General features: G+C 66.8%; 19 protein-coding genes. 9 read left to right on the top strand and 10 right to left on the bottom strand.

Going from position 1 to position 23,647, the window contains the following annotated elements:
- Positions 1–3: 3 nt before the first annotated feature.
- The 3 genes from DFW101_RS11835 to DFW101_RS11825 are packed head-to-tail and all read left to right on the top strand — an operon-like array spanning position 4 to position 1,216.
- Positions 4–210, top strand: a complete 207-nt coding sequence (locus DFW101_RS11835; RefSeq protein ID WP_232285991.1) for a hypothetical protein — start codon at positions 4–6, stop codon at positions 208–210.
- 20 nt (positions 211–230) lie between these two features.
- Complete coding sequence (locus tag DFW101_RS11830) at positions 231–812, top strand: hypothetical protein (protein WP_009181757.1); 582 nt, start codon at positions 231–233, stop codon at positions 810–812.
- Positions 809–1,216, top strand: a complete 408-nt coding sequence (locus tag DFW101_RS11825; protein WP_009181756.1) for a hypothetical protein — start codon at positions 809–811, stop codon at positions 1,214–1,216. Before DFW101_RS11830 ends, DFW101_RS11825 begins: the two co-directional genes overlap by 4 nt.
- Positions 1,217–1,371: 155 nt before the next feature.
- Here the strand turns inward: DFW101_RS11825 and DFW101_RS11820 are convergent, their stop codons facing one another.
- Complete coding sequence (locus tag DFW101_RS11820) at positions 1,372–2,634, bottom strand: hypothetical protein (RefSeq protein WP_009181755.1); 1,263 nt, start codon at positions 2,632–2,634, stop codon at positions 1,372–1,374.
- Between the two features lie 303 nt (positions 2,635–2,937).
- Here DFW101_RS11820 and DFW101_RS11815 point away from each other — a divergent pair, with 303 nt between their 5' ends.
- Entirely contained in the window at positions 2,938–5,607 is a 2,670-nt protein-coding gene (locus DFW101_RS11815) for a valine--tRNA ligase (protein ID WP_009181754.1), read from the top strand.
- Positions 5,608–5,748: 141 nt separating this feature from the next.
- Here the strand turns inward: DFW101_RS11815 and vapC are convergent, their stop codons facing one another.
- The 5 genes from vapC to DFW101_RS11790 all read right to left on the bottom strand — a co-directional run bounded on the left by vapC (position 5,749) and on the right by DFW101_RS11790 (position 10,023).
- Positions 5,749–6,150 (bottom strand): type II toxin-antitoxin system tRNA(fMet)-specific endonuclease VapC, encoded by a 402-nt coding sequence (gene vapC, locus DFW101_RS11810; RefSeq protein WP_009181753.1) that lies wholly within the window; start codon positions 6,148–6,150, stop codon positions 5,749–5,751.
- Positions 6,147–6,380, bottom strand: a complete 234-nt coding sequence (gene vapB, locus DFW101_RS11805) for a type II toxin-antitoxin system antitoxin VapB (protein ID WP_009181752.1) — start codon at positions 6,378–6,380, stop codon at positions 6,147–6,149. Before vapB ends, vapC begins: the two co-directional genes overlap by 4 nt.
- Positions 6,381–6,427: 47 nt before the next feature.
- Positions 6,428–8,872: a GGDEF/EAL domain-containing response regulator gene (locus DFW101_RS11800; protein ID WP_009181751.1), complete on the bottom strand. Its 2,445-nt coding sequence runs from the start codon at positions 8,870–8,872 to the stop codon at positions 6,428–6,430.
- Between the two features lie 143 nt (positions 8,873–9,015).
- Positions 9,016–9,516 (bottom strand): hypothetical protein, encoded by a 501-nt coding sequence (locus tag DFW101_RS11795; protein ID WP_009181750.1) that lies wholly within the window; start codon positions 9,514–9,516, stop codon positions 9,016–9,018.
- A gap of 117 nt (positions 9,517–9,633) precedes the next feature.
- Complete coding sequence (locus DFW101_RS11790; RefSeq protein ID WP_009181749.1) at positions 9,634–10,023, bottom strand: CBS domain-containing protein; 390 nt, start codon at positions 10,021–10,023, stop codon at positions 9,634–9,636.
- Positions 10,024–10,178: 155 nt separating this feature from the next.
- Here DFW101_RS11790 and DFW101_RS11785 point away from each other — a divergent pair, with 155 nt between their 5' ends.
- Positions 10,179–12,323, top strand: coding sequence for a SpoIIE family protein phosphatase (locus DFW101_RS11785; protein WP_009181748.1), 2,145 nt, complete (start codon positions 10,179–10,181; stop codon positions 12,321–12,323).
- Between the two features lie 122 nt (positions 12,324–12,445).
- Here DFW101_RS11785 and DFW101_RS11780 read toward each other — a convergent pair whose 3' ends face one another.
- Entirely contained in the window at positions 12,446–12,871 is a 426-nt protein-coding gene (locus DFW101_RS11780) for a 3D domain-containing protein (RefSeq protein ID WP_009181747.1), read from the bottom strand.
- A 561-nt stretch (positions 12,872–13,432) separates the two neighbouring features.
- On the opposite strand from DFW101_RS11780, the gene DFW101_RS11775 reads away from it, so the two are divergent.
- Together DFW101_RS11775 and hemL are read left to right on the top strand one after the other, a co-directional pair.
- On the top strand, positions 13,433–13,852 hold the full coding sequence (locus DFW101_RS11775) for a VOC family protein (protein WP_009181746.1): 420 nt from the start codon (positions 13,433–13,435) through the stop codon (positions 13,850–13,852).
- Between the two features lie 23 nt (positions 13,853–13,875).
- On the top strand, positions 13,876–15,141 hold the full coding sequence (gene hemL, locus DFW101_RS11770) for a glutamate-1-semialdehyde 2,1-aminomutase (protein ID WP_009181745.1): 1,266 nt from the start codon (positions 13,876–13,878) through the stop codon (positions 15,139–15,141).
- Between the two features lie 185 nt (positions 15,142–15,326).
- On the opposite strand, the gene glgP is transcribed toward hemL, so the two are convergent.
- Complete coding sequence (gene glgP, locus DFW101_RS11765) at positions 15,327–17,903, bottom strand: alpha-glucan family phosphorylase (protein WP_009181744.1); 2,577 nt, start codon at positions 17,901–17,903, stop codon at positions 15,327–15,329.
- Positions 17,904–18,133: 230 nt separating this feature from the next.
- Between glgP and dut the strand changes: the two genes are divergently transcribed.
- Together dut and DFW101_RS11755 are read left to right on the top strand one after the other, a co-directional pair.
- A complete protein-coding gene (gene dut, locus DFW101_RS11760; protein WP_009181743.1) occupies positions 18,134–18,598 on the top strand; it encodes a dUTP diphosphatase in 465 nt (154 codons plus the stop codon).
- A 225-nt stretch (positions 18,599–18,823) separates the two neighbouring features.
- Entirely contained in the window at positions 18,824–20,023 is a 1,200-nt protein-coding gene (locus DFW101_RS11755) for an aspartate aminotransferase family protein (RefSeq protein WP_009181742.1), read from the top strand.
- Between the two features lie 233 nt (positions 20,024–20,256).
- On the opposite strand, the gene DFW101_RS11750 is transcribed toward DFW101_RS11755, so the two are convergent.
- The gene (locus DFW101_RS11750; protein ID WP_009181741.1) at positions 20,257–20,991 is read right to left on the bottom strand and encodes an MBL fold metallo-hydrolase; all 735 of its coding nucleotides are present in this window, start codon (positions 20,989–20,991) and stop codon (positions 20,257–20,259) included.
- An 82-nt stretch (positions 20,992–21,073) separates the two neighbouring features.
- The gene (locus tag DFW101_RS11745) at positions 21,074–23,545 is read right to left on the bottom strand and encodes a sigma 54-interacting transcriptional regulator (RefSeq protein ID WP_009181740.1); all 2,472 of its coding nucleotides are present in this window, start codon (positions 23,543–23,545) and stop codon (positions 21,074–21,076) included.
- Between the last annotated feature and the right edge of the window lie 102 nt (positions 23,546–23,647).

Below are 23,647 nucleotides of genomic sequence, written 5' to 3'. Positions count from 1 at the left end.
AAAATGGAGCAATCAACCATGCGCGGGCCGAGCGTGACCCTGGCTCCCCTCACCGGAAGCATCCTCAATGAAATGATCCTGGACTACATGGCCCTTGGCGGCGAGCGCCGCCGGGCGGAAATGGCCCATTTCCTGGAAAGCAGCCGGTCCGTCCAAAGCGAGATCATGGCCACCACCCTGCGGGGCATGATCCTGCGCGCCTCGGCCTGAGCGAACCCCTCCCCACACGTATGAAAATCCGTTGCCTCCCCATAGCGGCCCTGTGCTGCCTGCTGACCTGCGTCCCGGCCCTGGCCTCCAAACACGCCCCGGCCAAGGCTCCGGCCCACAAGGCCCCGGCGGCCGAACCCAAGGGCGGCGACCATGAAACCGTGGAAGCCCCGGGCAAGGTCATCAAAGAGCCCAATGCCTTCCACGGCACCAAATGGGGCACGCCCATGTCCGCCATCCCGGACCTGACCATGGTGGAAAAGGACGGCCAGGCCGCCTACGCCACGGTCCAGGGCGTGGTCTACCGCATCGGCGAGGCCTTTTTGTCGGATGTGGTCTATGGATTCTGCCAGGACAAGTTCGCGGCCGTCATGGTCGAGTACAAGGGCAGAAAGGCCCACGAGACGATCCGCAACTTCCTGGCGGCCAAATACACCAAGCCCGTCGAGGCCGACGGCAATCCCGACGCGCTGGGCTGGCCCATCGGCAACGTCCTGATCCGCATGGAATTTTCCGCGAGCAAGGACACGGGCATCCTCAGCTATTTCTACCAGCCGCTCTTCACGCCCTGCTCGGGGCCTGACGGCAAGGCGCCCCAATGAGCCGGGCCGCCGCCTTCCTGTCCGGCCTGGCCGTGCTGGCCCTTACGGCCCTGGCCGCGGCGGCCGAGGCGCCGCGCAGCCTGCCGTTCAACAAGCAGAACGTGTACAATTATTTCCGGAAAGTCGAAGAGGAGAAACGCAACCTGCCGGAGAAGATTTCGCTCCAGGAGTTGCAGGAGCGCCAAGCCCACAGCTATGCCAACGCGCTCAAGCAGTCGGGTTACGATTTCGAGGCCACGGTCCTAAACGCGCTCCAGTTCGGGGAAAAGGGCAGCAACAAGCTCGACGATCCGCGCTTTCTCTTCCTGGCCGGGGTGTTCCGGTTCCACCCGGACGTCTACCTGCGCATGAAGCTCATTTCCAAGCCGACCTACGACGCGGTGCTCAAGTACTTCGGCAACTGACTGCCGTTCCAAATCTTTTTTTCATCCTCCGCTGTCTTTGCTGCGACGTATTCCCGCGACCCGGCGCCCTTTCAGCCCGCCCCGCAACCCCCATTTCCCTTTCAGGGGGTCCGGGGGGATGATCCCCCCCGGCCGCCGGAGGCATCTTTTATCTTTTATTGTAATAACCGCAGCAGCAGGCCGTCGAGGCGGTCGGCGAGGCGGGCGCACAGGCCCCCGCCGCCCGGGGCCGGGCCGAAGAGTTCCCGGCGTTCGGCGGCCAGGCCCGGCTCGGCGGCCGTGGGCCGGTGCTCGACCAGGGACAGGGTGATTTCCAGGCGCTGGGCCGGGAAGAAGGTGGCCAGGCGGCGGGTGAAGGCGGCCATGTCCGTGGCAAAGGCCGGGCCGTGCCCGCGCCAGTAGGCGAGCGCCGCTTCGGTCGGGGGCAGGGCGGCCACCCCGGCCAGCAGTCCCGCCAGGTTGGACAGGGAAAAGCCGGGCATGCCGGGCCGCCAGCCGAGCAGCCAGGGCGTGCGCTGGAAAAGGAGCCGGGCGGCCTGGCCGGCCTCGATGGCTGCGCCCAGGTCGCGGCGGGCGGCGAGCAGATGGGGGTCCTCGAAGCGGACCGGCTCGGCGGCCGGGTCCCAGGCCGGGACATGGCGGGAAAATCCGTTGCCGGACCCGTCGCCCGAGCCGAGGACGGCCAGCAGGTGGGCCAGCCAGGCGTTGGCCTCGGGGGAATCCGGGGTCTCCAGGTGGGCATGGGACAGGACGTAGCGGCCCTGGCCGAAGGAGCCGGCGATGACGCAGGCTCCGCCGTCGAGGAAGGCCGGCGTGAGCGGCAAGCCGAACCGTTCCCGGCAGGCGGCGAGCTGGGCCTCGGGCATGGCCCCGAGGTGCAGGTCGGCCAGGTGCAGGTCCGGCCCGGCCCCGGCATAGGCCGCGACCACCATGACCTCGGCCTCGGCCGGCGCCGGCGGCGGGGCGAAGCCGCCCGGCCACCAGACCGGCGCGGTCAGGTTCGGGGCCAGGGAGGCCGGAAAGAGCCCGGAATCCGGGTCCACGGCCAGCCGGACATGGCCGCTGACCAGATGGTCGAGCCGGTCGGCGAAGGTCCGGCGGGTCCATGGGGAAAGGGCCAGGCCCTCGTCGTGGGTGAGGGCCAGGCCGGCCCCGCCGCAGATGCCGCAGTAGGCGCCGCCCCGGGCGACATAGCCGCGGATGGCCGCCACCCCGGCCGGGCCCAGGGCCGCGAATTTGCGCCGGGCGAAGCCGCCGGGCACGAGCAGGGCCCGGGGCGGCTGGCGGTCGAGGGCCCCGGCGGCCACCTCGGCGCAGGAGACAGGGGCGAAGGGCGCGCCAAGGGCGGCGAGCCCCCGGCACAACAAGAGTCCCCACAGGTGCGAATGGTCCCACAGGACCAGGAACGGCGCGGCCATGGCCACCCCTACCGCCACTGCCGCGCGACGGCAAGACGGGCGGAGGTAAAAGGAGCGGGTCCACTCCTTTTACCCCTCTCCCGTTCTCCCGTCCGGGGGGTCCGGGGGGGATGATCCCCCCCGGCGGAGAGGTCCAGGAGAGGCGGCGCCTCTCCTGGCCGCCGGAGGCATTTCAATGACATACCGTCCTGGCCGCCGGAGGCATCTTCCTCCTTCGAGCCTGGACAGTGACAACAGCGGCGAACTTTTGTATCCAGGGCCGCTTGGGCGGCGCATTGGCCGCATCATTTCAAGGAGCGCACCATGACCAGCGAGGCCCTTTCCAAGGGGTATGAGCCGGCCGACGTCGAGGCCCGGTGGATCGCGTACTGGCAGGAAGAGAAGACTTTCACCCCGGATCCCGACGGACCCGGGGAACCCTACAGCATCGTCATCCCGCCGCCGAACGTCACCGGCGCCCTGCATATGGGCCATGCCTTGAACGTCACCATCCAGGATATCCTGTGCCGCTACCACCGCCAGCGGGGGAGAAACGTCCTGTGGGTGCCGGGCACGGACCACGCCGGCATCGCCACGCAAAACGTGGTGGAACGGTCCCTGGCCGCCGAGGGCGTCTCCCGCGAGGAACTCGGCCGCGAGGCCTTCGTCGAGCGCGTCTGGAAATGGCGCGAGGAATACGGCGGAAAAATTCTCAACCAGATCAGGTGCCTGGGCGCGTCGGTGGACTGGACCCGGGAACGCTTCACCTTTGACGAGGGCTTGTCCAAGGCCGTGCGCGAAGTCTTCGTGCGCCTCTACGACGAGGGCCTTATTTACCGGGGCGACTACATCATCAACTGGTGCCCGCGCTGCCACACCGCCCTGGCCGATCTCGAAGTGGAATACGCCCCGCACATCGGCAAGCTCTACCACATCCGCTACCCGGTCGAGGGCACGGACCAGTTCGTGACGGTGGCCACCACCCGCCCGGAAACCATGCTCGGCGACACGGCCGTGGCCGTCCACCCGGACGACGAACGCTACAAGGAATTCGTCGGCAAGCACGTCATCCTGCCGCTCGTCGGCCGGCGCATTCCGATTATCGCCGACGCCTACGTGGAGCGGGAATTCGGCACCGGGTGCCTGAAGGTCACCCCGGCCCACGACATGAACGACTTCGAGCTCGGCCGCAAACACGGCCTGGAGGTCATAAGCGTCCAGGACGAGGCCGGCCGCATCAACGAGAACGCGCCCGAGAAGTACCGGGGCCTCGACCGGCTGGCCGCCCGCAAGGCCGTGGTCGAGGAGCTCAAAGACCTGATGCTTTTGGACGACATCCGCGACTACGAGCACAACGTCGGCGAGTGCTACCGCTGCCGCACGGTCATCGAGCCCTATGTGTCCAAGCAGTGGTTCGTCAAAACCGGTCCCCTGGCCAAGGTGGCGCGCCAGGCCGTGGAAGACGGCCGGACCACCATCCTGCCCGACCAGTGGACCAAGACCTATTACGACTGGCTGGACAACATCCGCGACTGGTGCGTCTCGCGCCAGATCTGGTGGGGCCACCGCATCCCGGCCTGGACCTGCGACGCCTGCGGGGAGCTGATCGTCTCCCGCGAGGACCCGACCACCTGCCCGGCCTGCGGCGGCTCCGCCCTCACCCGCGACCCGGATGTGCTGGACACCTGGTTCTCCTCGGCCCTGTGGCCGTTTTCGACCTTGGGCTGGCCGGACGAGACCAAGGAACTGAAGGCCTTCTATCCGACCTCGGTCCTGGTCACGGCCTTTGACATCCTCTTTTTCTGGGTGGCCCGCATGATGATGATGGGCCTGCACTTCCGCCACGAAGTGCCGTTCAAGCAGGTCTACATCCACGCCCTGGTCCGCGACGCCGAGGGCAAGAAGATGAGCAAGTCGCTTGGCAACGTCATCGATCCGCTGATCATGATGGAGCGTTACGGCACCGACGCCCTGCGCTTCACCCTGGCCGCCTTCGCGGCCATGGGCCGGGACATCAAGCTGTCCGAGGACCGGATCGAAGGCTACCGGCATTTCGTCAACAAGCTGTGGAACGCGGCCCGGTTCGCGCTCATGCATGTCTCCGGCGGAGCCCCGGAGATGGAGCTGGCCGAGGCGGCCAAGGCCGGCCTCGGCCACGCCATGATCCTTTCGCGCCTGGAACGGCTGAAACAGACGGTTGGCGCGGCCATCGAGTCGTACCAGTTCAACGAGGCGGCCCAGGAGCTCTACGGCTTTTTCTGGCGCGAGTTCTGCGACTGGTACCTGGAGATGGCCAAGGTGGATCTCGGCGGCGAGGACGAGGCCAAAAAAGGCGCGGCCAAGCGGGTGCTCCTGACGGTCCTGTCCGACGTCCTGACCCTCATGCACCCCTTCATGCCCTTCGTGACCCAGGAGATCTGGAGCAAGCTGCCGGGTGTCGCCGAGCCCAACCTGGCCAAGGTGCCCTACCCCGCCGCCCACCCGGAGCTTGTCTCCGACGCGGCCGAAGCCGACATGGAGCTTCTGAAATCCGTGGTGGTCGGAGTGCGCAACATCCGGGCCGAACTCAACATCAATCCGGGCGTCAAGCTGACCGCCCTGGTCCATACGGAAAACGCGGCCGAGGCGGCCTCGCTTGCGGCCAACGCGGCCATGATCGGCTTCATGGCCAAGCTCGAGACGTTTACGGCCGGCCTGGACGTGGTCGCGCCCAAGGCCTCGGCCTCGGCCGCGGCCGGCACCTGCGCCCTGTACGTGCCCCTGTCCGGGGCGGTCGATTTCGACGTGGAGATCCTGCGCCTGTCCAAGGAAGAGGTCAAAACGGTCAAGGAGCTGACCATTGTCGAGAAAAAGCTCGGCAACGACGACTTCGTGTCCCGGGCCCCGGCCGACGTGGTGGCCAAGGAACGCGAGAAGCAGGATTCCCTGGCCGAACGGCTGGCCAGGCTGCGGGAATTGAAAGACAGGATCAGGAAGCTGATGGCCGACGAGTAGGGAGAAGAAGAGGAATCGGGGCTCCGCCCCGAACCCCGCCGGGGAAATGATTTCCCCCGGTCCCCCTCGACGGGGCGAAAAATATCGGTGCGATAGAGGGCGGTCCCGGAAGGGGCCGCCCTTTTTTAACGAACGCCGTGGCTATTGCACCCAATTCTCACAGGCAAGTCCCGGAACGCGGGGGAACTCGCGCAGATTATTGGTGACAACCACCAAGCCGGCCGCAAGCGCCTGGGCGGCGATCAGCATGTCCATGGAGCCGATGACCTCGCCGCGTCTTTCCAGACCGGCCCGGATCAGGCCATAGGCCGCGGCGGCCGCTGCATCGAAAGGGAGGATATCGAGGGGCAGGAGAAAAGCTTCCAGGGCCTCGGCGTTTTGTTCCCGTGACCTGGACTTGGCGACGCCGTATTCGAGTTCCGCCACGGTTATGGACGAAATGGCCACGTCGCCGGCGGACAGGTTCTCGAACCGTTGCCGCACGGCCGGTGGATTGTGTCGCATGCAGTAGATGCAGATATTGGTATCAAGCAGGTAGGTCATGAAAAGGAAGCTTCCCGTTCCTGCACCGGGGGCTGGTTCCGTTCTTCCATGAAATCCGGGCTGAAGCGCGAAAGCGCCTCAAAGAGGCCGTCAAACGGCCGGAGCTTGGGCAAAAGCACCACAGCCTTGCCCACCCGCTTGATGCACACGGTTTCGCCCTCGAACCGGAATTCCTTGGGGAGTCGCACAGCCTGGCTCCGTCCGTTGATGAAAAGCTTGGCTTCCTGCATGGCGTCCTCCAGTATATATCAAAGATATATATCAAATGGCCGGAATGTCAACCTTCCGTTTCCCCCGTTTTCCCTTCGCGCGTCGTTCCCAGCATCCGCTCCACATCTTCCCCGCAGACCGGCCTGGAGAAGAGAAACCCTTGCCCGGCCTCGCAGTTAAATCCTTCGAGGACGTCGGACTGGGTTTCCAGTTCCACGCCTTCGGCCACCACGTCGAGGCCGAGGCTGTGGGCGAGGGCCACCACGGCGCCGACGATCTTGCGGTTCTCGGAAGCTTCGATGTCGCTGACAAAGGCCCGGTCCACCTTGAGGGTGTCGATGGGGAAGCGCTGCAGGTAGGAGAGCGAGGAATAGCCGGTGCCGAAGTCGTCGACCGACAGGCGCACGCCGAGTTCCTTCAAGCGCTTTAAGCGCAGGATCGACACTTCCGGGTTGTCCATGATGACCGATTCGGTGATTTCGAGCTTGAGCGTGCGCGGGTCGAGGCCGGTCGCGCGCAGGATCCGCTCCACCTCCTCGACCATGGTCGGCTGGGCCAGCTGCTTGGCCGAGAGGTTGACACTCATGGACAGGTGCTCGGCCCCGGGGAAACGCTTTTGCCAGGCGGCCATGGTTTGGCAGGCCTCGCCAAGGACCCAAAGCCCGAGCGGCACGATGAGGCCGGTGTCCTCGGCCACGGGAATGAACTCCATGGGCGAGGCCACGCCCTTGCCCGGACGCCGCCAGCGAACCAGCGCCTCGAACCCGGTCAGCCGCCGGTCGCGCAGAGCCAGGATGGGCTGGTAGTCGAGGAAGAACTCCCCGCGCTTAAGGGCCAGGCGCAGGTCGTTTTCCAGGTCCATGAGCCGGATGGCGTCCTCGAGCATCCTGGTGTTGAAGACCTTGAACCGGTTTCGCCCCTCGCCCTTGGCCCGGTGGAGCGCGATGTTGGCGTTTCGCAGGAGCTCCTCGGGCTTGTCGTACAGGGCCGGGCTTATGACGATGCCCATGGAGCAGGTGACGTGGATGTCGTGGTCGCAAAGGACGAAGATGTCGCTTATGGCCGTGCGTATCCGCTTGACGATCCTGATGATCTCCCGGTTGGATCCGGTCTCTTCCAAAAGGACCACAAACTCGTCGCCGCCGAGCCGGGCCACGGTGTCCAGGCCCCGCACGCAGTCCCGAAGCCGCCGCGACACCCCCTCCAGGAGCCGGTCGCCCATGTGGTGGCCCAGGCTGTCGTTTATGACCTTGAACCGGTCGAGGTCGAGGAAGATGACGGCATACTGGTAGTTCTCGCGCCGTTTGCTCCGCTCGATGGCCTGCCTTATGCGGTCCAGGCACAGGCTGCGGTTGGGGAGGCCGGTCAGGGGATCGTGAAAGGCCATGTGGGCCAACTGGTTTTCGAGATGCTTCCGGTCCGTGATGTCGCTGACCAGCCCCCCGGCCAGGCGCGAGGCCTCGTCGATCCCCATGGGGAAAAGGGAGAGGAGCAGGGTCTTGTCCGTACCGCAGATCGTGGTCGTCATCTCTTTTTTGACCGGCTCGTTCCAGGCGATGACCCGGGAGGCGTCGCGGGCCAGCGACGTGGCCAGTTCCGACGGGAGGGCCGCCTCCAGCGGCAGGCCGGGCTCGGGCACGGAACACAGGCCAAAGACCCGGGTGCAGGCGGCGTTGACCAGCCGGAGCCGGCCGTCGGCGTCGATGACGAAAAAGCCCTCGGCCGAGAGGGACAGGTCGGTTTCGGGGTGGTCGGGCCGGCAGCCGGCAAGGCTGGCCGGGCGGGCTTCGAGCAGGGCGTGGGCCGCGCCGGAAAGGCGCAGCGGGGCCATGGACAGGGCCAGGGGGAATTCCCCGCCGCGCCCCCCGTTGTCCGGCCGCCGGCCCCGGGCCCGGGCGTGGCCGGATGCGCCGCCAAGGCCGGCGGCGAGAAGGGCTTCTCCGGCCGCGGCGTCGCCCGGGGCCAGGAGCCGGCTGAGGGGCAGCCCGGCCAGGCCGTCCGGCGGGGACCCGAAGAGCCGCTCGGCCGCCGGGTTGGCGTCCCGGATGCGCCCGGCGGCGTCCAAAAGGACCAGGGCCGCGGGCGCGGCCGCGAACAGGGCCCGGCCCCGGATCTCGCCCTGGCGCAGGGCGGCCTCGGCCCGCTTGCGGGCGAGCGCGGTTTCGATGGCCACGAGAAGGGCCTGGATGTCCGGGCATCTGGGCAGGAGCGAACAGGCCCCGGCCTGCCTGGCCCGTTCCCGGACGCGGGCATCGCCGTTGACGCCAAGGAGGATGACCGGGATGTCGAGCCCGTCGCGCAGGAGCGCGGCCGCGTCCAGGCCGTCGCAGGCCCCTTCGAGGACCAGATCCATGACGGCCAGGTCCGGGCGGTCCGATTCGGCGGCTTCCAGGGCCTCGCGGCAGGATCCGGCCGGCCCCGTGGTCCGGTAGCCGTGGGCGCCAAGCAGTCCGGCCAGGGCGGCGGCGGACGTTTTGTCCTCGCCAACGATCAGGATGCGGGGAGACGTCATCGGAACCCCCTGCCACGGTGTCGAAATGGCCGGGGAAGCGGCATGGGCCAGGCCCGATGCCCACGCATTCCCAGGAAAATCAAGGATAGCGCAAGGCACTTTCGCCGCGCAACTATAAAGAAGGGGATGGAACCGGGGCGGGGCTAGTTGACCGGCGTCCAGAGCTTGATGGTCGAGCCCTTGTCGCCCTGCTTCTGGGCCACCCGGAATTCGTAGCGGGCCGTGTCCTGGGGGAGCCGGAAGGAGGCGGTGCCCACGTTGCCTTTGACCATGCTCTGGAAGCGCAGGGACTGGCAGTCGTCCTCCAGGGGCTTGTCCGCGGCATCGAAACGGGACATGCAGACCTTGAAGAGGGGTTCGGCGCCGCTGAACATGGTGTCCATGGAGGTGGGCGGCTTCTGGATCAGTTCGGCCGTGACCATCACTTCCTTGTAAGGGATCTTTTGCAGGGTCACCTTGCCGCCGGACTCCACGTACTGTTCCTCGGTCCGGTCCCGTTCCTTGATGTCCGTCACCTTGACGTAGTCGTTGCGCAGGTCCTTGTAGCGGGTGAGGTCGGAGGCGGCGGCCGCCCGGCCGGCCGGCAGGGCCGACAGGCAAAGCGCCATCGCCAGGGTCAGGGGCAGGAGGCGAAACAGCGTCATGGCGTCACTCCTTCGGGGCCCCGAGGGCCTTGTGGCCCCGGTGGCCGTCCGCCCGGCGGCGGCCCGGCCGGCCCGGGCAAACGTCCGGGGCCCTGCGATCCGCCGGCCGGGCCGGGGCTAGTCCCCGCGTTTGGGGGCGATGGGAAAGATGGCCAGCTTGAGAAAATCGGTTTCCGTGATGATGCCCACGAGCCCGCCGGCCTCGACCACGGGCAGGCAGCCGTATTTGTTGTAGATCATGGTTTCGGCCGCGGCCCGCAGCGGCGTGTCCGGGCTGACGGTGGCCACGTCCGACCGCATGATGTCCCGAAGCGGGGTGGTGGGATCCTTTTTGTGTTCCAGGGACAGCAGATCCCGCTGGGTGACCAGCCCGGCCAGCCGTCCGGCCTCGTCCACCACCGGGATATGGCGGATGAAAAGTTCCTGCATGGCGGCCACGGCGTCGGCCAGACTGTCGGTTTCGCGCAGGCACCGCAACTGGCTGGTCATGAGGTCGGCAACGAGCATGGCGTTTCTCCGGAAAAGGGCGACTGCGGCGAGAGCGCCACGTGTCGGCGAATCCTTGCCGAATCGCCGGGCCAAGTCAAGAAGGCCTCCCCGGGCCGCCGGATTTTGCGTTGCGCCGTCCCTGCCTGTCTCGTAGGGTGCAGGTGGAGGAGCGCATGCGGCTTCGTTGGAAATTCTTCCTTATTCTGCTGGGATTCAGCCTGGTGCCCCTGGTCGTGGTCACGTCCTTCACCCGGGGCCACGTCGTCAGGCTCGGCCGGACCATCGCCGGCGAGGGCCGGGCGATGATGACGGACATCGTCAAAAACGAACTGCGCCAGACGGCCGAGGACTACGCGCTGATCCTGCGCCGGTCGAAAAGCGCCATGGATTTCAGCCTGACCGTACTCGCCACCGAGGCCGCCCGGGCCCTGGCCGGGCCCGCGCCCGCCAATACGGCGGTCTATCGGGCTTCCGACGGGGACCGGGACCGGAAAGCGCCGCCGGATATGGAGGTCGCCCAAGACTACACCCGGCGCCGGGCCGACGGCGGGGCCGAGCCCCTGCCGGTCAGCCGCGACAACCCGGTGGTCTACCGGCCGCCCGGGGCCCGGGCGACCGGCAGCGCGGACGCCCGGCTGGCCGCCCTGGGGCCGGCCTTCGCCCTGCTTCGCAGCGAGCTCGGCGACCTGCTCCTTTTCGCCGGCGTCACCCTGGCCGACGGCAGCCACGTCTCCTTCCCCGGCCACGTCGGCTACCCGGCCGACTACGACCCGAGGGACCGGCCCTGGTATCAGGCGGCCCGGGCGGCCTTCGTCCCCCAGGCGCCGGTCGGCGGCGGGGTCGTCTGGAACCATCCGGCCGTGGACGCGGCCACGGGCCAAGTGACGCTCACCTTGTCCAAGGCCTTTGCCGGCCCGGACGGCCGGTTTGCCGGCGTGGCCAGCCTGGACGTGCCGCTGGCCCGGTTTCTCCAGCAGCAGGAAATCGCCTCCCAGTGGTCCGAGGCCATGCGCACCTTTGTGGTGGCCCCGCCCGCGGCCGACCAGGCCGGCCGGCCGGAACTCACGGTCTGGGCCGAGCGCACGCCCGAGGGCCAGGCGCCGGACTGGAAAAGCACCGTCAATTTCGAACGCCTGACCTCCGCCGACGCGGCCGGGCTGGCCGCCCTGATCGCCACCATGCAGCGCGAAAAGGCCGGCGTGGCCGAGCTGCCCTTTGGCGGCCAGGAGGCCTTCTGGGCCTATTCGAGCCTCATGGGCGGGGCCTCGTTTCTGTGCATCGTGCCCAAATCCATGCTGGCCCCCCTGGCCGAGCAGGCCGGGCAGGAGATCCTGTCCGCGACGGGGGGCATCGTGCGCCTGACCGGGCTGGCCGTGGCCGCGGTCCTGGTGGCCGTGACCGTGGCCGCCTTTCTGAGCACCCGGGCCTTTGTCCGTCCGCTGCTGCACATGGTCGAAGCCTGGAAGCGGCTCGGCGGGGGCGATTTCTCCGTGCGCCTGACGATGCGGGTGGGCGACGAACGCCAGACGCTCATCGACGCCTTCAACGAAACCGTGCCGGTCCTGGCCGACCACCTGCGGCTGCAACGGTCCATGGAAGTGGCCCAGGAGGTGCAGCGCAACCTGCTGCCGGCCGCGCCGCCGGAGATTCCGGGCCTGGACGTGGCCGGGGTGGGGCTTTCCTGCGACGAGACCGGGGGCGACTACTTCGACTACCGGGCCGTGGTCCGGGACGGGGAGGTCTGCCTCGACACCGTGGTCGGGGACGTGACCGGCCACGGCCTGCCCTCGGCGCTCCTCATGGCCACGGGCCGGGCCCTGCTGCTGGCCACCGAGGACAGCGAAACCCCGGCCGAGCGCGTCAGCCGGGCCAACCGGCTGCTGGCCCGCGATGTCGGGGATTCGGGCCGGTTCATGACGCTCGTGGCCATGGAGATCCGGCCCCTGGCCGGGCAGGCCCGCTACGTGCGGGCCGGCCACGATCCGGCCCTGCTCTACGATCCCGAAGCCGACGCCTTCACGGCCTGGACCGGGCGCGGCCTGCCGCTCGGCATCCAGCCGGACTACCGCTACGAGGAAAACGTCAGGCCCTTTGCCCGGCCGGGACTGGTCCTGGTCCTTGGCACGGACGGCATCTGGGAGACGCGCAACCCCGGCGGGGAGATGTACGGCAAGGAGCGGTTCCGGGAGAGCATCCGGCGCGCGGCCCGCGAGTCGGCGGCGGCCATCGTGGCCACGGTGCTGCGCGACCTGGCCGCGTTCCGGGCCGGCGGCCGCCAGAAGGACGACGTCACCCTGGTGGTGGTCAAAAAGGTCTAGGCGAATCCTCCCTTCGGCCCGCAACGCCGGCATCGCGACGCGCGTGTCGCGTCCCTGAAGCAAGTCCCTTCCTGTCCATGGGTAACCAGGTAAACCCATTGATTTTTTTAAGGGAAGCAATACTAGCCGTCCGCCCCGTGGCCGTCTTCCAGAAGCGTCACCTCGATATCGGTCATCTTGCCGATCTTCTGGGCCGAGGCCATGTCCGGCACGGCCACGTCGATGGTGCGCCGGTACCGCTGGTGCATCGTGTCCTCGATAATGAAGACCCCAAGCCCCTTGATATGGACCTTGTTGCCGTAGTCCCAGCCCGACCGGAGCAGGTCGCGGGAGACCGCCACGATGCCCGACCGGATGGGCGTGCCGATGGCGGTGCCGGATTTGGTGCCCGGGCCGCCGTTCTCCCTCGGGTCCGGCGTGTAGGCCGTGATCGTGGCGGAGATGCTTTTTTTGGAGGGTATATTTTTTGTGGAAATACTGGTGTTTGCGGAAGATGTGGACGCGGCTGCGAAAAGCAGTACCGCAAACAAGACTGTTATGACTTTCATAATGCACGGACCTCCATGCAGTGATAATGCAATGACCCCGCGCAAATGCGACGGAAATCAAAGCTGTTGGTGCGGGGACCCAGGGAGCGGCGACCATGGATCGGAAGGTGATTGACGCTACGCAGAATACTCTCGGAGATGAATTCGAGCCGCGAGGATGATACGGAGTCATTCTCGGCGTGTGCCCCAGTTTCGCTTCCTAGAGGAGGGAGAGACGGATGTCAAGTCGTAAAAGCCCGCATTCCGGGGGAGGGCTAAAAATAAATAGTATTTAATTCAAGCATGTTGCCTGGAAATCGTGCAAAAAAGCACATGCTTTTCCGACTCCCGGCCGGCTCGGGCCGGTCCGAGGAGGCCCGCGCCCGGTCCGGGTGCGGCCCGCGAAGGGCCGGGGCCACGTGTCCGTCCGGGGGATGGGGGGAGGGCCAGCCCCGCACGGCGGGGGCCGTGCGGGCCGCGCCGGGCCCGTGGCCGAGCCGGACTTGCGCCAGGGGCGGCTCCCGGCTACGATGGGTGTTGCGGCCCGGCAGCCGTCCGTCTGCCTGCCGGGAAGGAGTGCTTATGTCCGTCACGCACGCCACCCCCAAACTCATGGTCGAGGACGTCAATCGCAGCGTGGCCTTTTACGTGGAAGCCCTCGGCTTTACGTTTGTGCGCGGCGTGGTCCAGGGCCTGCGCGACGAGGTCACGGCCTGGCCCGCCGCCGGCCGTCTGGCCTTCGCCCTGGTCGCAAGCGGCCAGGCCCGGCTTATGTTCCAGTCCCGGGCGTCGCTGGCCGCCGAACTACCCCGGCTGGCCGAGGCCCGCATCGGCGGCACCGTCGTCCTTGCCCTGGACTGCGACGACCTCGATGACCTCTATGCCCGCGTCAGCGAAAGAGTGCCGTTCATAAAAGCCCCACACCTCACGTTCTACGGCGCTCGCGAATGCAGTTTCGAGGACATAAACGGCTATGTCCTGACCTTTGCCGCCAGCGCCTGACAGGAAATCCAGGAGACCCAAGCATGACCGCGTCCGCGTCCCTTTTCGAAAAGGCCCAGAAGCTCATTCCCGGCGGCGTCAACAGCCCCGTTCGGGCCTGCCGCAGCGTCGGCTGCGATCCGCTTTTCATCGCCTCGGCCGCCGGTTCCAAGATGACCACGGTCGAAGGCCGGGAGATGATCGACTACGTCATGTCCTGGGGTCCCATGCTGCTCGGCCACGGCCATCCGTCGGTCACGGCCGCCATCCACGCCGCCGTGGACTGGGGCGCCAGCTTCGGCGCCCCGAGCCCGGGCGAAGTGGCCCTGGCCGAGGCCGTGGTCGACGCCGTGCCCGGCATCGAGATGGTCCGCATGGTCAATTCCGGCACCGAGGCCACCATGAGCGCCGTGCGGCTCGCCCGGGGCTACACCGGCAAGTCCATGATCGTGAAGTTCGAGGGCTGCTACCACGGCCATTCCGACGCCTTCCTGGCCGCCGCCGGCTCGGGACTGGCCACCTTCTGCATCCCCGGCACCCCGGGCGTGCCGGCCGACACCGTGCGCCACACGCTCCTTGCCCCCTACAACGACCTCGAAGCCGTCCGGACCCTCTTCGAGACCCGGCCGGACATCGCCTGCGTCATTGTCGAGCCCGTGGCCGGCAACATGGGACTCGTGCCCCCGGCCCCCGGCTTCCTCGAAGGCCTGCGCGAACTGACGGCCCGATACGACGCGTTGCTCATTTTCGACGAGGTCATCACCGGCTTTCGCCTGGCTTACGGCGGGGCCCAGGCCGTCTACGGCATCGATCCCGACCTGACCTGTCTCGGCAAGATCATCGGCGGCGGCCTGCCCGTCGGCGCCTACGGCGGCAAGCGCCGCATCATGGAGCGCATTGCCCCCTGCGGCGACGTCTACCAGGCCGGCACCCTGTCCGGGAATCCGTTGGCCATGGCCGCCGGCCTGGCCACCCTGACCCAGCTCAAGAAAGCCGACTACGCCGGCCTCGAAGCCCGGACCACGGCCCTGTCCGAGGAACTGGCCGCCATCCTGCGGGCCAAGGGCGTGCCCGTGCACCTCGCCCGCGCCGCCTCGCTCTTCACGCTCTTTTTCTGCGACGGCCCGGTCACCAACTTCGACGAGGCCAAAAAAGGCGACGCCGCCCTCTATGCCGCATTTTACAACCAGATGCGCGACGCCGGCGTCCTCCTGGCCCCCTCGGCCTACGAATGCGCCTTCACTTCCTTCGCCCACACCGACGACGACTTCGCCCGGACCCTGGACGCGGCGAAGCGCGTGAAGTTCTAGAGCGTTACGTTAAGATGCCTCCGGCGGCCGGGAGGGGGTCACCCCCTCCCGGACCCACCCGACCTGCAAGACGACAAAGGGCGGTCCCTCGACGGGACCGCCCTTTGTCGTCTTGCCCCTTTCGGGGGGTCCGGGGGGGATGATCCCCCCCGGCCGCCGGAGGCTTCTTCTCTCTTCTCTCTCGCCTATGCCGGCGCGGCGGCCCAGCGGATAAGTCCCAGGCTGTGGGAGTCGAGGAGCAGGGGGTGGTGGGGCAGGATGCGGACGGTGAAGCCGAAGCGGCCGGCCTCGGTGGGGTTGATTTCCCCGACGTAGAGGTTCCAGCCGTCGGCGGTGGTGTCCATGGTCCGCATGATGACGGTGTCGCGCTGGGCGAACTTGCCTTCGTAGTCCAGGTGGCCGGCGTAGATCTGGACTTCCACGTCCTGGGGCCGGATGCCGTTTAGGTGGACTTCGGCGGTCACGCGCACGGGGTCGCCGACGTGGAGCTGTTCGGGGTCGTCGGCCACGATGTTGCGGATATCGAGGCTGCTCCATTTGGTCATCATGTCCATGCGCCAGGAGGCCAGGTCCTTGGCCGCGGCGCAGTCGTCGCGGGTCAGCCGGTTGTAGTTTTCGAGGGCCGGCACGTAGGCGATGCGGGCGTAGTCCTCGACCATGCGGTGGGAGTTGTAGAGCGGCGCGAGCTGGCTGATGGAGTCCTTCATCTTGCGGATCCAGTTGCGCGGCAGGCTGCCGTGGTGGCCCCGGTCGTAGAAGGTCGGGATGATCTCGTTTTCGAGGATGTTGTAAAGCGTCTGGCTTTCCACGAAGTCCTGGTAGCCGCCGTCCTCGTATTCCTCGCCCATGCCCACGGCCCAGCCCACGGTGTTGTCGGGCCGCCAGGCCTCGGCCCACCAGCCGTCCAGCGTGCTGTAGTTGAGCACGCCGTTGCACATGGCCTTCATGCCGCTGGTGCCGCAGGCTTCGAGCGGCCGGCGCGGGGTGTTGAGCCAGACGTCCACGCCCTGGACCAGGAGGCTTGCGATTTCCATGTCGTAGTCTTCGAGAAAGACCATGTTGAACCGGCACTGGGCGCTGTTGCACAGCTGCACCAGTTCCTGGATGATTTTCTTGCCCTCGTTGTCGTGGGGGTGGGCCTTGCCGGCAAAGACGAACTGCACGGGCCGCTGCGGTTCGGACATGATTTTGAGCAGCCGTTCCCGGTCGGACAAAAGCAGGTTGGCCCGCTTGTAGGTGGCGAAACGGCGGGCGAAGCCGATGGTCAGGGCCTGGGGATCGAGGACCTCCTCGGCGGTCTGGAGTTCCATGCGCTTGGCGCCCCGGGCCAGCAGCTGTTCGCGCAGCCGTTCGCGCACGTAGCCGACGAGGCGTTCGCGCAGGCGTTCGTGGGTGCGCCACAGTTCGGCGTCGGAGATGAGGTGGGTCTGGGCGAAGACCCGGCCGGTGTCCGGGTCTTCCCGCCAGTTGGCCCCGAAATAGCGGTCGTAGAGGGCGGCCATGTCCTGGGACACCCAGGTCGGCACGTGGACGCCGTTGGTGATGGCCCCGATGGGCACGTCCTCCACCGGGTACTGGTTCCAGACCCGGTTCCACATCTTGCGCGAGACCACGCCGTGGAGCTTGGAGACGCCGTTATTGAACCGCGAGAGCTTGAGCGCCAGGACCGGCATGCAGAAGTGTTCCGAATCGTTTCGCGGGTCCTCGCGGCCAAGGGCGAGCAGCACCTTGAAGGCCAGGCCCAGGCGCTTGGCGTAGTCCTCGAAATAGAGCTGGATCAGGTCCGGCGGAAACCGGTCGTTGCCGGCCGGCACCGGCGTGTGGGTGGTAAAGATCGAGCTTGAGGCCACGAGCTCCATGGCCGCCTCGAAGGACAGCTTGTGCTTGTCCATGAAGTTGGCGATGCGCTCGAGGCCGGCGAAGGCCGAGTGGCCTTCGTTCATGTGGATGACCTTGGGTTTGAGCCCCAGGGCCTCCAGGGCCCGGATGCCGCCGATGCCGAGCAGGTATTCCTGGCGCACCCGGGTTTCCAGGTCGCCGCCGTAGAGCCGGTTGGTGATCTGGCGGGAGGCGGGCTGGTTCTCGGGCACGTTGGTGTCGAGCAGGTAGAGGGCCACGCGGCCGACCTGGGCCTTCCAGATCTGGGCAAAGACCCGCTCGCCGCGCAGGTCCACGTAGACCATGATCCGCTCGCCGGCTTCGTCCTTGCAAAGCGACAGCGGCATCTGCTCGAAATCGTAGATGGGATAGCGTTCCTGCTGCCAGCCGTCGGCCGTCAGGTATTGGCGGAAAAATCCCTGTTGGTAGGCGATGCCGATGCCGACCAGGGGCACGCACAGGTCGCTGGCCGATTTGAGGTGGTCGCCGGCCAGGATGCCGAGCCCCCCCGAATAGATGGGCAGGCAGGCGCTGATGCCGTACTCCAGGCTGAAGTAGGCCACCACCGGCTGGCCGTCGCGGTCCGGGAACGGGATGGAAGTGGTCTTGCGGGAAAGATAGACTTCCAGCGTGTGGCGCAGGTCGCCCACCCGTTCCACGAAAAATTCGTCCTCGGCCAGGCTCTCCAAGGTTTTCTGGGGCAGCCGGTTGAGGAACCCCACGGGGTTGCCGGAGCACTCGCGCCACAACTTCCGGTCCACCTGGGCGAAAAGCGACGCGATATCGTCGTTCCAGGAGAAAAGCAGATTGTAAGCCAGTTCCCACAGCGGCTTCAATTTGGCCGGCAACTTCGGCACCACACTATAAACCCGTAACGGCTGCATACGTTCCCCTTGTCTTCGGGCAAAGTCCGTTGCGGCGCGCTTCGCCGCCCCGTTTCCGCCTCGCCGGCATCTAGCAATAAGGCCGCTCAAAAAGCAAGGCCGGTCCCAAAACGTCACAGCCTTGGCACGGCCTTGAAAAATACCGTTATTCCAATAAGTTAAATTTCATTTACAAAATCAGCAGAAGAGGTAGGTTTACGCCCCGAATTCATCGTCCGGAGGTTTCGTCCATGCCCGGCCAGACAAGCATCCTTCGCCTCAGGTTCCTGCGGGAATCGAGCCGCCAGAATCCGCCCACCGTGTCCACGCCGGGCTCGGCCGGCCTCGACCTGCGCGCCGACCTCGACACGCCGGATCTGATCATCGCGCCGGGCGAGCGGGCCGCCGTGCCGACCGGCATCGCCATCGAGATCGCCGCTCCGGGCGTGGCCGGATTCGTCTATTCCCGCTCCGGGCTCGGGGCCAAGCACGGCCTGACCGTGGCCCAGGGGGTCGGCGTCATCGACCCGGACTACCGGGGCGAGATCGTGGTCTGGCTGCTGAACACGTCCAAGGAGCCCAAGACCATCACCCGCCACGAGCGTATCGCCCAGCTCGTGCTCGCGCCGGTCGTCACACCCGTCATCACCCCGGTCGACGAGCTCGGCGAGACCGACCGCGGCTGCGGCGGCTTCGGCCATACCGGCAAAGTGTAGGCACAGAGGGAAGAATGCCTCCGGCGGCCGGGAGGGGATGATCCCCTCCCGGACCCTCCCCAATAGGGGGCCGGAAGCCTGCCGCCCCGGACGCCATGCATAGAACCACATCACCCTTTAAGAGTTTTTGGGGAGGGTGGGGATCCGGGGGAGGGGAACCCCTTTTTGCAAAAGGGGTTCCCTCCCCCGGTTCCCTGCCTTCCCTCACCCCAAAGGAGGATCATGATGAGCGAAGCGTTTGACGCGCTGAAAGCGCGGGAGCAGGCGTCGGTCATGAACACCTATGGCCGGTATCCGTTGGCCGTGGCTTCGGCCAAGGGGTGCCGTCTGTACGATCTGGACGGCCGCGAATACATCGACCTTCTGGCCGGCATCGCCGTCTGCAACCTCGGGCACTGCCGCGAGGAGATCGCCGAGACCGTGGCCGCCAAGGCCCGCGAGCTGGTCCATGTGAGCAATCTTTTCTACCAGCGCGAGCAGGTGGAGCTGGCCGAGGCCATGAAGGCCACCTGCCACGCCGGCAAGGTCTTTTTTTGCAACTCCGGGGCCGAGGCCAACGAAGGCGCCATCAAGCTGGCCCGGCGTTACATGCGCACGGTCAAAAATCGCGACGCCTACGAGATCATAACGCTTTCCGGCTCGTTTCACGGCCGGACGCTGGCCACCCTGACCGCCACCGGTCAGGACAAGATCAAGTTCGGCTTCGCGCCCCTGCCCGAGGGGTTCGTGACCGTGCCGGCCGGCGACATCGCGGCCATGGAAGCGGCCATGGGCGACAAGACGGCCGCCGTGCTCCTGGAGTGCATCCAGGGCGAGGGCGGGGTGAAGCCTTTTCCGAAAGAATACCTCCAGGCGGTGGCCAAGCTGTGCCGCGACCGCGACGTGCTCTTCATGGTGGACGAGGTCCAGACCGGCATGTGCCGCACGGGCAAGTTCTGGTCGTTTCAGAACTACGGCCTGGAACCGGACGTCTTCACCTGTTCCAAGGCCCTGGCCAACGGCCTGCCCATGGGCGCGGTGCTGGCCACGGACGCCGTGGCCGAGGGGTTCGTTCCCGGCTCCCACGCCACGACCTTCGGCGGCGGGGCCCTCGTGGCTGCGGCCGCGACCAGGACCATCGCCATCATGAACGACGACCGGCTGGCCGAGCGGGCGGCGCGCATGGGCGACTTCGCCATGGCCCTTTTCGAGGACGTGAAAAGCCAGTTCCCGGACAAGATCGAGGCCGTACGCGGCCTGGGGCTCATGCTCGGCATCGGCCTGACCTTCCCGGGCGGCGACGTCTGGAAGGAGCTCCTCAATCGGGGCTTCGTCCTCAACCTGACCCAGGACAAGGTGCTGCGCCTCCTGCCGCCGCTTGTCATCGAGCAGGAAGACTTGAAGCGCTTCGCCGCCGCCCTGGCCGATGTGCTCGGGAAACTGTAGCGGGGGAGAGGAAGAGGGGAGATGCCTCCGGCGGCCAGGGCTCTGCCCTGGACCCACCGGGGGGGATCATCCCCCCCGGACCCCCTGGATGGGGTTTTTCCAGGTTGCCACTGTTACTGAAAACGGGCCGGGCTTCGGGCAATGAAAAACTCAGCGAAAGGGCCGTCCGCGTCAGGCGCGGGCGGCCCTTTTTTGCGGGAAAGGGGTGGGGAATTCTCTTCTCTGGCGGGACGCTAGCGCAGTTCCCGGATGCGGACCTCGATGGGCTCGCCCTTCAAAAGCTCCACCAGTCTGGACGGATCGGTGTCCCCGTAGTGGTAGGGGTAGAGGATCTTGGGCTTGAACATTTTGGCCGCGTCGGCCGCCATCTCCGGGGTCATGGTGTAGGGCAGGTTCATGGGCACAAAGGCGATGTCGATGTTGCGAAGGAGTTCCATCTCCGGGATGTTCTCCGTGTCCCCGGCCACGTAGACCCGCTTGTCCCCGAATAAAAGGACATAGCCGTTGCCCCGGCCCTTGGGGTGGTAGGGCACGCCCGGCGAGCGCATGTGCTTGAGGTTGTAGGCCGGCACGGCCTCGATGGCGATGTCGGCCACGGTGGTGCGCTGGCCGTTTTCGAGGACCGTGCCCCGGCCAAGCGTGGCCAGGGCGGCTCCGGGCAGGATAATGGGCGTGTCCGGACCGGTGATCTTGCCGAGGGCCTCCGGATCGAGGTGGTCCTGGTGCTCGTGGGTCAAAAGCACCAGATCGGCCGGGGGCATGGAGCCGTAGTCCCCCACTTTGCCGTAGGGATCGACGTAGACGACCTTGCCGTCGTAATCGAAGCGCAGCGATCCGTGACCGATGAAGGTGATGCGGAGATTGCCTTCAGCAGTGAACACCTCGTCCGAGGCCGGAGCGGCGGCCTGGGCCTGCCCGGCCCAACCGAGCATGACGGCGGCGAGGCCCACGATGCATTCCACAAACATAAGCGCCTCCTGGGTTCAGCCTCGCCCATCCTAGCAGCTTTTTCCGCAATGGCACAACCCGGACGCGGTCCGGCCGCACGATTTATTCCGAGTCCCGGGACAGCCGGTAGCGGGTGGACGGGCCGCGCCCGCTTTTCTGGAGGATGCCCCGGTTGACCAGGTCTTGCAGGTCGTGCTGGGCCGTGCGCTGGGGAACGCCGCCGACGCCCGTCTCCTGGTAGTCCTGGCGGGAGAAGGATTCCCGGTCGAGCAGGGCGCGCAGGGCTTTGCGCTGGCGTTGGGACAACGGGGCTTCGAACACGGCCGGCTCCGGAGCCGGTTCCAGGGCCGGCGGCATCTGGCCGGCCTGCCCGTCGAGCCCCTCCTCCTCGAAGCGGATGTCCTCGGCCAGGATCACCTCGCGTTCGGCCAGGGCCACGGCCCGGATGAGGCAGTTCTTGAGCTCCCGCACGTTGCCGGGCCAGCCGTGGGCCATGAGCTTGTCGAGGGCCCCCCTGGACAGGAACAGTTCGCCCTTGCCCATGCGCCGGGAGGCCAGACGCAGGAAATAGCCGGCCAGGATGCCGATGTCCTCCCGCCGCTCCCGCAGCGCCGGCGTGGACACGGCCAGGACCTGCAGGCGGTAGTAGAGGTCTTCCCGGAATTCCCCCGAGGCCACAAGCTCCTTCAGGTTGACGTTGGTGGCGGCAATGACCCGGACGTCGAAGCCCGTCTCCTCGTCGCTGCCAAGGGGGCTTATGCGCCGGACGGACAGGGCGCGCAAAAGCGCCTGCTGCACCCGGGACGAGGCGTTGCCGATCTCGTCCAAAAGCAGCGTGCCGCCGTCGGCGGCCACGAAGGCCCCCTTGCGGTCGCTTTTGGCCTCGGAAAAGGCCCCCTTCACGTGGCCGAACAGGGCATCCATGAGCAGGTTCTCGTCCAGGGCCCCGCAGTTGATGGAAATAAAGGGCATGGCCGCCCGGCGGGACAGGCGGTGAATGGCCTCGGCCGTCAGCTCCTTGCCGGTCCCGGTCTCGCCGACGATGAGCACATCCGCGTCCGTGGCCGCGGTCTTGCGGATGCGCTCGATCAACCGGGCCATGGCCGGACTTTCGCCCACCAGGTCTTCGAGACACTCCCCTTCCAGTCCCTGGCGTGATTTTGGCACGATTGCCGGCACTTTTTCTTTGGCGCGAACCGAGCGGAGGCGTTCGTCCCGGGCCTTTATTTCCATTTCCTTGGATAAAAGCGCGGCAATGAGGCTGTTTATGGCTCGTTTGAGGGTGGAAGATTCGAGGTCGCTGTCCGGTAGGTCGAGCTCGCGCAACCGGCCTTCCTGGCGCATCTCCCGGACTGCCAGGGTCAGGCGGTGCAGCGGCCGGGTGATCACCCGGCCCATGAAGACGATCAGCAGGGCCAGGGACAGGATGGCGCCGAGGGTGGTCATGAAAAGGATGTTGATCTGGCCGAACTCCGCCGCCCGGGGGAGAAGGCTCCGATCGATGTAGATGACGCCGCCCACCACTTCCGGTTCGCTGTCGCGCGCGGTTTTGAACCGGACCGGGGCGTAGCCGATGAAGTCCTCGCTCGTGGCGATCTTCGGCGGGCCGAAGTCCGGTTCGCCCCGCTCCATGCCGGATTGGCCCTGCTGGATGGCCGTGACCATGCGCCAGAAGGTCTCGTGCCGGGGCCCCGGACGGAAGGCGTTGTCGTAGCCTGGTTTGCCGTGGTCGCCGGACAGGCCATTTTTCACCGCTTCCACGGACAGCGGGCGCTGGGGATCCTCCACGTTTTCCGACTGGAGAAGCATCCAGCCACGGTCGTCGACGAAAATACTCTGCCGGTTTTCGGTGGTGCGGTTGAATCCGAGAAGCGGGGAACGGGGGGAGTTGTACAGGGACAGCACGTTGCGAGGCTTTCGGGCATCCAGGGACAGGACCAGATAACCGGCGATGCCTCCGGCCGCATCGGCTACCGGCGTCGTCAGCCGCAACAGCGTCAGCTCGCGGGGGCGCGGTCCGCCGCCGAAGCCGGTGGGCGGGTAATAGACCTCGGCCAGTTCCGACAGGCTGACCTGGCCCGGCACCAGGGACACGGCCTTTCGCGCCACCAGGAGCGGACCGTTGCGGGCCTGCCGGGCCACTTCGAGGGGAACTTCTTCGACGCTGTCGTCGTTCCTGAGGAAGACGTACTGGTTTTCCATGCCGTCCCCGATGTAGGCCGCCTCGGCGTAGAGATGCCCGCGGGCCACGGCCGAGGCCTCCATGAAATCGCGCAACCGGTCCGGCGTCAGGGGCTTATGGGCTAGGGAGACAATGTCCTCGCGGGCGCTGTCGAGCAGGTCCTCCAGGGCGTGGGCCTGGGCCAGGGTCAGGGTGATGGAACTGCGGCTGATGGCCAGGTCGATGTAATAGTTTGAAAAGACGTTCAGAATGAGGCCGGTGGCCGTGAGGATGGCGATGACGGCCGGAATGAGGAACACCAGAAGCTTTTTGCGGATGCTCCACTCGGCCAGCTGTTCGAAGTAGGCCTCGTTGGTGCCGAGGCCAGTGGCCCGGCGGAAAAGGCTGAGCATCGCGGCTTCTCCTTCGGGGACTTTCCTTGCGCGATTGGCGCAATTCCCCCGATCTGGCGCTCTTTATGCGCAAGAAAACCGCGAGGCTGTCAAGCGCTTTTT

Origin of the sequence: Solidesulfovibrio carbinoliphilus subsp. oakridgensis, from assembly GCF_000177215.2 — a bacterium.
In the GTDB taxonomy this organism is placed as follows: domain Bacteria; phylum Desulfobacterota; class Desulfovibrionia; order Desulfovibrionales; family Desulfovibrionaceae; genus Solidesulfovibrio; species Solidesulfovibrio carbinoliphilus.
The sequence above is the reverse complement of the archived record's forward strand: the minus strand, read 5'-3'. Positions and strand labels throughout refer to the sequence as shown.